Genomic DNA, 8,586 nt, shown 5'->3' with positions numbered 1-8,586 from the left:
GGATTAAGACAATAACATTTGACAATGGAAAGGAGTTTGCTCGGCATGGTGAAATAGCAAAAGACGTGAATGTAAAAGCATACTTCACAAGACCATATACCTCTCAAGATAAGGGAACTGTCGAAAACAGAATAGGTGTAATAAGAAGATTTTTTCCAAAGAAAACAGACCTTAGAGAAGTCTCAGCTAAGAGAATAAAAGAAGTAGAAAAATTACTAAATTACAGACCAATTAGAAAGTTTAATTATAATAACCCTATTGAAGTCCTAAATAATAAGTGTGTTGCACTTATGGGTTGAACTCAGCAACTTTAGATCCAATAGAAAAAATATAATATTAAAACTGCTAAATTTAATACATGAACAGGTTAACTACAAAACAAAAAAATGCTTGGTAAAATAATACCTTTTCTAATGTTAACTATTTTATTGTTAGTCTATGCGATTTATATTCTAACTACGAATGTGCAAGCTGGTAAAGTTTTCACTGCTATTAGTCTCTTAGTAGTTGCGGTTATAAGCTTTACAACTGACTTAGGACTTAAAAAGTGGGTCAAAAATTACAAGAAAATATTTATGGTAGAATTAATAATTATATTAATGCTAATTATCAATGTAGAACTAAAACTTTGGTGATTTCTTTGGAATTTGATAAGGGATTTGTAACCACAATTTATGGAAATTACAGCTCAAAATATTTGATAATTTCAGTAATCATTTAAAATAAAACACAGAGAACCATAAAATGAAATTTTATTAATGTCATCTGAATTTTAACAAAAACGGGGATGAAATGTAAATAACATTAGGAATCTATCTGAATTCTGACCAACCAATAACCTATGATAAAATTCTTTAGACAAACACGCTATGACCTTATGAATAAAAATAAGACCGGAAAGTATCTTAAATACGCCATTGGCGAAACCATTCTTGTCGTTGTTGGAATTTTGATTGCACTTCAAATTAATAATTGGAACGAAAACAAAAAAAACAGACAACAGGAACTAATAATTCTCGAAAACATACTTCAAGACCTTGAAAAAGATAAAATTGGATTAAATAAGATTATTGAAAGAAGAATAAGCAAAGTAGCTTCAGCAGAAATAATGATTAGCTATTATGAAGGCGTAAAAATAGATAAGCTGTCAGATTATTATTCCCATTGGACAAATGTGCTTTATTGGGAAGCTCATTACCCAAGAAATATCGCATTTAAAGAACTCGTCAATTCTGGGAGTGTTTCCATAATTAAAAATGCAGATATTAGAAATACACTTCTTGACATTACTGCCTCCTATGAAGAATTATTTGCGGTTAGAGAACACATGTATGATGATTATGGTATTTACCTGTACAGTCACTATTCTGAAATTATAGATTATGGAGACGGGATTAAAGTATGGTCTAACCCTAATATAAAAATAGAATTATCCGAAAAAGACATTGCTGTTGCCTTAAAAAGCAAAGCAATAAAAAACGGATTTACATTAGCCTCTTTTAATAATGTTGGCCTACAAGAGCAACTAATTCAAATATTGAATAATGTGGATTTAACAATTGTGTGGATTAAAAAAGAAATTGAACAATAACTAAATCTCAACACCGTATCTAACATATCGCTAGTTAACTGCTTACGAAAGCCCGTGAGGATTTTATGTTCAGGTTGTATTTGCTAAATTAGGCCCTTAAAAGACGTACCTGATCATGTATAAAATCATTATATGCGATTAATAAAAATGCTTTAAACATTAATAACCACTATTTTTGTTTCATGAAAAAACAGATTGCTATTATAGGCAGCGGACCATCAGCCTTTTTATTAGCTGCTTTTTTAGATGCTAAAAAATTCAATATTACCATCTATGAAAAAAATAAAACATCTGGACGTAAGTTTTTAGTTGCCGGTAAAGGTGGTTTCAACTTAACTCATTCAGAACCGATTGAGCAGTTTATTAAGCGTTACACTCCGAATGAATTTTTAGACCAGGCCCTACTCGATTTCACCAATATTGATTTTCGAAATTGGCTCGATCATATTGGAATCCCAACATACATAGGAAGCAGTAAAAGAGTATATCCAATAAACGGAATTAAGCCTATTGAAGTACTAAATACAATTCTGAAATCTCTCAAAGAAAAAGGGGTTACTATTAAGTATCAACATATTTTTTCTAATTGGGATGATAATAGCAATCCAATTATTAATAATGAAACGATACAAACAGATTACACCGTTTTTTCTTTAGGCGGAGCAAGTTGGAACGTTACTGGGTCTGACGGAAACTGGCTCGATACTTTTTCTAAAAAAGGAATTAAAACAAAAACATTTCAAGCCTCAAACTGCGGTTATCAAATTGATTGGAAACATAATTTTATTGAAAAGCACGAAGGTATTCCTTTAAAAAACATTTCTATTTCTTGCGATAACATTACTCAAAAAGGAGAAGCGGTTATTACTAAATTTGGATTAGAAGGAAACTCCATTTACGGACTAAGCCCACCAATTAGAGAACAGTTGAATGCAACTTCAAAAGCGACTGTTTTTGTAGACTTCAAGCCTTCGTTAACATTAGAAAATATCAAGTATAAAATAAAATCATCTAAATATAGGACCACTACTGAGATCTTAAAAAAAGAACTCAAGCTAAGCACACCTCAAATCGATTTATTAAAAACATACCTTTCTAAAGAGTCCTATTTAAGTAGGGAATTATTAACAAACAAGATCAAAAAATTTCCTTTAGAAATAATAAATACAGCATCTATTGACGAATCAATTTCCACAGTTGGAGGAGTTGATTTAGATGCCATTTCTGAAAATTTTGAGCTTAAAAACATGTCCAATCAATTTTGTATCGGAGAAATGTTAGATTGGGACGCTCCAACGGGTGGATACCTGCTGCAAGCAAGTGCGAGTACTGGTGTGTATTTAGCTAAACATTTAAATAAAAACAACTAATTTTAAACAGATTACGTTTATTTAGTAGTGGAGTACTTTTAATTATCAAGCCTAAATAAGTTGATAAACCTTTGTTTTAAAATCATTGAGTTTTGAAATTTAAGCAAATCTTCCTCTCTACTAGTTTTAAGTAAAAAATGATGTCTATCTTAACGTTGTTGCACGATTAAATACCAAAATTTTCTGTAACGATTTTCTTTATTTCTTTATTAAGGGATTTTATTGCATTATAACTAGTGTGCTCTAAAACAATGACGACCAAATCATCTTCTAAATATCTTGTGAGTCCTGTACTAAACCCATTCCATTTACCATGATGATAGATGCTTTTTTGTCCATTAGAATTAATTCTAAACCCAAAGCCATATGGTACTTCTCGTCCGTAAACAGTTTCTCCTTTTGCATACATTAGGTCCAAGGACTTTTTTGTGAGTAGTTTTTCAGTATTTAACCCGAGTGTCCACTTAAACAAATCCTCAGTAGTCGTATATACATTTTTATCACCAACAATGGCGTCATTTACGGTACTTCGAATTTTTAGATGACGCCATCCTCTATACAATCTATACCCAACTAATTGATTTTCTTTAATACTATCATTCTCAAAACTATATACATACGACTGTTTCATTTGTAGCGGTTCAAAAATATTGCTTTTTAAAAATGAGCTAAAAGAAGTCCCAGAAACTTTTTCGACAATAGAAGCTAGAACAATGTAATTCGTATTAGAATAATCAAATTTACGCCCTGGTTTGTAAAACCGCTGCACATTACTCGATTCAAGTAAAGCCATCATTTCAGTATTTGTAGGCGCCTTATTTTGTTGCCATTTATGCTCTGCTACCCAAAAATATTTTGGTAATCCAGCGGTATGATTTAAAAGGTTTTCAATGGTCACACCTTCATAAGGAAAACCTGGAAAATAGGCATTTACTGTATCTGTCAGCTTAATTTTATTCCTTTCACTCAATAGCATAATAGCGGCTGCCGTAAACTGTTTACTTACAGATGCTAATTGAAATATAGATTTTTTGTTTAGCAGAATTTTATTTTTAAAATCTGCATACCCTATCTCATTCTGATAGACTATTTTCCCGCCTTTCGCTACTAATATTGCTCCATGAAAATCATGTCTTTTATTAATACGTTTTAATAACAGATCTAATTTATGCCGCACATCTTTTGTTTCCTTTTCAGAGTATCTCTCAATTAAAATAGGAGATTCCTCTTTTGACTCGGCCTTAATGAGTGTTGTAATTCCTTCATCTACATTCTTAGATGATGAAGAGTTTATAATCAATAAAAGTGCGCATAAGATAACTAAGAGAACTGCGGAGATTTTTTTAATATTTTTTTTCAAATGGAGCTAGTAAAATTTGGAACAAGTTAGTAATTTCAAAATGCTCGTCTTACTTTATTACTATATTTATGTAACCTTTGTGATTTTATTGTTCTATCTAACATTTCCTAAATAAAAAAGGGCCCATTTATTTCTAAAAAGCTTTTAAAACAAAAGAAGTTGAAAATTTGACTGGAACCGAGAACTGGTTTAGCTCGCTTCGTTTTATATTCGATTGTGACATAATCATCAATTGATACTAAAAGAAAAGCTACTTGATTTATCAAAGAGCTTCTTAGTAGCAGAAACTAGAATCGAACCAATGACTTTCGGGTTATGACAATGACCCTGACCGCTTGTAAAAGTGAAACACTGAGTATTCAAGCTGCTCCTTTTTAAAAACCGTATTCATGATTTTGTGTACGTGATGAAAGAAGATATTACGTTGGTATATTCTTTTGCATATAATCCTGCCATTTTACGAGAATATATTTACCTATATTATGCTCTTCTCTTTTTAAAAACCCAAATTCATAAACAAATAGATACACATCCCCTTTTTGATTTTTCCAATAGTGCGTAAAAAAATTGGGATCAAATCCTTTTTCTTTTAAAATTTCATCTCTTACCGTTACCTTACCTCCTTTATTATATTCCTTTAAAATTTTACGATTGCGCTTTAACTGGTTATCTACTTTATCAAAAAACCGCTCAGGCTGTTCTTTTGCTTGTTGGTATTGATAGCCACTTTTGCATTGTGGATCACAAAATTTTTTATCTGTTCTACCCACTAATTGCTTGTTACAAAACAAACATGTTTTATAAAATCTCATATATATTAAAATTAAGTGAATATTATACGCATCCCATTCGTATAAGATACGGTTAAATCATTTACATCCAGTAAATTGCATAAAAATACTTTATGGAAAAGGGAAGGAGTGTTACTTTAAAACATCTTTTAATTAAAGGTAAAAGATACGTCGGACTACAATTTAACACAGACAAAATTATTCAGGCACTTGTCAAAGGGCTACCAGACGTAAAATGGAGTACTGAATTTAACATGGCTTACATTCTTAACTCAAAAGAAAACCTTAACGAAATATTCGAAATTTTTAGTGGTGTTGTTTGGGTAAATTGTAATTACTTTTTTGATAAAAAGCCATTAAACAATAATAATGAACCAATAGATATTACCTGGTTTAGAAAACGCTCTCTACCAGAAAATTTCCGGCATTGTCCTACTCCATATTTAGATAGGTTACAATTAAAAAAGTATGCTAATAATACTGTAAAATCATACATTATTGCCTTTGAAACATTCATAAACTATCACAATACTAAAGAATTGATACAAATCAATGAAAATGATGTTAGACAGTATATCCTTAAATTAATTCAAGAAAACAAATCTGATTCTTATATAAATATAGCAATTAACAGTATTAAATTTTATTATGAGTCTGTGCTAGGTATGCCCAATAGGTTTTATCAAATAGAACGACCTAGAAAGGAAAAAAAATTACCAAAAGTACTATCAAAAGAAGATGTTTTACAAATCATAACGCACACAAATAATTTGAAGCACAAATGCATTGTAAGTCTTTTATATTCTTCTGGAATGCGGAGAAACGAATTAGTTAATTTAAAAATAACTGATATTGATAGCAAAAGAATGTTAATACTCATTGAAGCGGCTAAGGGCAAAAAGGATCGTTATACAATACTTTCGCACACTTTATTAAGAGATTTACGGGAATACTACAAACAATGGAAACCCAAAAAATACATTGTTGAAGGGATCTATGGACAACAATACTCTGGTCAAAGTATTGGCAGAGTAGTAACAAATGCGGCAATAAAAGCAGGGATACAAGTTACTGTAACGCCGCATATGCTAAGGCATAGTTTTGCAACACACCTTTTAGAAGATGGAGTTGATTTAAGGCAAATCCAGGTTTTATTAGGTCATAGTTCTTCTAAAACGACAGAGATTTACACCCATGTTGCGATGACTACCTTTAAGAAAATAAAGAACCCTCTAGACGATTAAGAATATAATTGAGATATATACAACATATGTTATATATATCCTATATTTGGGTGTATATATAACATATGTTGTATATACTATTGTTGTGTGCAATTACTCAACAGACCTCAAAAACTGAATGAAAATAGAAAAAGACAATTTAACACCGAAAAAAAAGAAAAAGATTTATCTGCAAATACTTTTACTCGGAATTATTGTCTGTGCTTTTTTCTTTTACAAAAATTACGACAATGAAAATCGAGAAAAATTATTGTCTGAAAATTTTGAGTTTACATTTTGTAAAATTATTGGAAGTAATACTTACAAATCGAAAACAAACTTTCTCGAATATAATGTTGACGGAATAAAATACGAAACTCGACCTTTAAGTTCGAGAATTTTTAATATCGGAGAATTTTATAGAATTAAATACTCTAAATCAAACCCTGAAATTTCAGAAGTTGATTATACAAAACCAATAATATTAAACAAAAATGACTTCGATTTTACTAGCGGAATAATAACTAAAACGTTTGAAAAAGAAAGTTTGAGTGTTCTTTCATTCTCTTATAACTATCAGAATGAAAATTATGAACGAGATGTAATTCTTGAAAAAATTGGAGAATTAAAGAACGGAAAGCAAATTGAAATATTAGTGAATAAGAAAAACCCTAAAATTTCATATTTATCGGAACAAATTAAATCGGAATAAAAAACTGCACACAACAATGTATATAAAACATAGCTAATATAGGCTTTCCCAAAGGTTTTTGTGTATTTTCGAAAATCGCCAAATTTTTAAATTTGGCTTTTAATAAAATAAAGATAAAAAGAAAAATTTAAAAATTCGGCTCGTGTATAATCCGAAACGATAGTGTCTTTTTACACGCTACGTTTCATATACGGAGACGTTGTAAACAAGCTAAACAAACACCAGTAATTGAATTGAAATATGGCAAAAATACCAATCGAAATTGAAAAAATAAAAACTGCTTATAGGAATTTAGGAACGAATGACAATTCCGAAAACATAAGAACGGAATACTTGATTTCTGTTTCTGAGAAAGGACAGAATTGGAATAAAACTATTCGTTGCGGACTTAAAGAATTGACAAAGTTACGTGACGAAATTTCTGATTTAATAGAAAAAACAACAACTGCTGAAAAGCTGAATATTACGAACGATAAAGCAAAAATACTTGACAAATATTATGCAGAAGATGAATTATGTCAAAAATGTAGTTATAAATTAACACACAATTGTTTGACTTGTATTTTCGATTTACAAAGTCCACTCGAAAGAAAATTATTTCTTGCTTTGAACAAAAAACACATCCGATTTGAGTCCCAATATCCTCTAAATTGGAAAGGCGGGAATATATCCATCGCAGGAAAAACTTATGATAATCCGAAAAATAATTTTAAAGAAGTATTGACTGTTGCGGATTTTTACATTGAGAAGAAAGGAGTTAAATTATGTGTTTATACGGACGGGCATACTTATCACGAAAGAACTGAAGAACAAGCTCAAAGAGACAAGCGAATTGATAGAAAGTTACAAGAATTAGGTTTCCAAGTTTTGAGATATACAGGAAAAGACGTGAATGAAAATACGGATTTAATTGTGACTGAAATTAAAAAGTGGATAGAAAAGCCAGTTTACAACAATGTATATAAAACATAGCTATTCTAGGCTTTCCGAAAGGTTTTTGTGTGTTTTCGAAGATCGCCAAATTTTTAAATTTGGCTTTTAGAAAAATAAAGATAAAAAGAAAAATTTAAAAATTCGGCTCGTGTATAATGCGAAACGATAGTGTTTTTTTACACGCTACGTTTCATATACTAGACGTTAGCGGTCATTGCTCACTCAGCTCCAAAAAAAATTAAATCACTCTAAAGTGGTTTAAAATAAGAGGTAAAAACGTACTCGGTTTTTTGTGGATGACCGAAATCTAATATGACTATCGGAATCTATCAAAACGCAACTGTTGCGTATCTCAAATCTCACTTTTATATAATAGTACTCAACGGATTTACGAATCATTACGACACTCTTGCGACGGACTGATCTTCTGCACGGATCATTAGTTATGTGTTCAACTAGTGAAACAAAATAACGACCGCTAACAATATGTATAAAAAATGCTTATTTTGGTGCTTAACTAAATGATTGTGTTCTGTTTGCTAACTTCTGATTTTCCTTCGGAAAATCCTCTTGTACAAACACGCACATTCTATACACGTAACGTTG

Annotated in this window: 8 protein-coding genes; 6 read left to right on the top strand and 2 right to left on the bottom strand. The window is 30.7% G+C overall.

Features of this window, described 5'->3' with window-relative positions:
• From H593_RS19440 to H593_RS0115040, 3 genes are all read left to right on the top strand, one after another.
• Positions 1–299: IS30 family transposase (locus H593_RS19440; RefSeq protein WP_157588888.1), on the top strand; the 299-nt coding region annotated here is incomplete at its 5' end.
• A gap of 542 nt (positions 300–841) precedes the next feature.
• The gene (locus H593_RS20185; protein ID WP_157588886.1) at positions 842–1,591 is read left to right on the top strand and encodes a DUF6090 family protein; all 750 of its coding nucleotides are present in this window, start codon (positions 842–844) and stop codon (positions 1,589–1,591) included.
• Between the two features lie 182 nt (positions 1,592–1,773).
• Complete coding sequence (locus H593_RS0115040) at positions 1,774–2,961, top strand: BaiN/RdsA family NAD(P)/FAD-dependent oxidoreductase (RefSeq protein ID WP_028873190.1); 1,188 nt, start codon at positions 1,774–1,776, stop codon at positions 2,959–2,961.
• A 166-nt stretch (positions 2,962–3,127) separates the two neighbouring features.
• Here H593_RS0115040 and H593_RS0115035 read toward each other — a convergent pair whose 3' ends face one another.
• Together H593_RS0115035 and H593_RS0115030 are read right to left on the bottom strand one after the other, a co-directional pair.
• The gene (locus H593_RS0115035) at positions 3,128–4,321 is read right to left on the bottom strand and encodes a serine hydrolase domain-containing protein (RefSeq protein WP_028873189.1); all 1,194 of its coding nucleotides are present in this window, start codon (positions 4,319–4,321) and stop codon (positions 3,128–3,130) included.
• 419 nt (positions 4,322–4,740) lie between these two features.
• A complete protein-coding gene (locus tag H593_RS0115030; RefSeq protein ID WP_037052588.1) occupies positions 4,741–5,133 on the bottom strand; it encodes a hypothetical protein in 393 nt (130 codons plus the stop codon).
• 92 nt (positions 5,134–5,225) lie between these two features.
• On the opposite strand from H593_RS0115030, the gene H593_RS0115025 reads away from it, so the two are divergent.
• The 3 genes from H593_RS0115025 to H593_RS0115015 all read left to right on the top strand — a co-directional run bounded on the left by H593_RS0115025 (position 5,226) and on the right by H593_RS0115015 (position 8,019).
• On the top strand, positions 5,226–6,356 hold the full coding sequence (locus tag H593_RS0115025) for a tyrosine-type recombinase/integrase (protein WP_028873187.1): 1,131 nt from the start codon (positions 5,226–5,228) through the stop codon (positions 6,354–6,356).
• A gap of 118 nt (positions 6,357–6,474) precedes the next feature.
• Positions 6,475–7,047 carry a hypothetical protein gene (locus H593_RS0115020; RefSeq protein ID WP_028873186.1) on the top strand — a complete coding sequence of 191 codons (573 nt, stop codon included), beginning with the start codon at positions 6,475–6,477 and terminating at the stop codon, positions 7,045–7,047.
• Between the two features lie 240 nt (positions 7,048–7,287).
• On the top strand, positions 7,288–8,019 hold the full coding sequence (locus tag H593_RS0115015; RefSeq protein ID WP_028873185.1) for an endonuclease domain-containing protein: 732 nt from the start codon (positions 7,288–7,290) through the stop codon (positions 8,017–8,019).
• The last annotated feature ends 567 nt before the right edge of the window (positions 8,020–8,586 follow it).

The organism is Psychroserpens burtonensis DSM 12212 (assembly GCF_000425305.1).
Taxonomy (GTDB): domain Bacteria; phylum Bacteroidota; class Bacteroidia; order Flavobacteriales; family Flavobacteriaceae; genus Psychroserpens; species Psychroserpens burtonensis.
This window is presented reverse-complemented; position numbering and strand designations above follow the sequence as displayed.